Here is a 300-nt window from a genome sequence, read left to right as displayed (position 1 = left end):
TGTCTAAATGACCACCACGCATCATGGCAAATGAATCACCATGATGGAAGAAAGCTCCGCCTTCTAGCAGGGTTACAAACTCTTTACCCGCATTAATTAACTCAGGGTCACGGTCTTCTTCCGCAGGGGGTGGACCAAAGGCCAATAAACCATTTTCAGAATGTAAAAAGACATCTTTGTCAGAAGGTAAGTAACTCGAGATTTTCGTGGGTAAACCAATCCCAAGGTTGACATAAGCACCATCAGGAATATCTTGTGCAACACGTTCAGCAATTTGATCACGGGTTAATTTTTGATAAC

1 protein-coding gene is annotated in these 300 nt (G+C 42.7%); it reads right to left on the bottom strand.

The features are described from left to right. Positions 1 to 300: CoA-transferase (locus AC1M83_RS14230; protein ID WP_481590949.1), on the bottom strand; the 300-nt coding region annotated here is incomplete at both ends.

The organism is Acinetobacter sp. 25-47-130 (assembly GCF_056779705.1).
The sequence above is the reverse complement of the archived record's forward strand: the minus strand, read 5'-3'. Positions and strand labels throughout refer to the sequence as shown.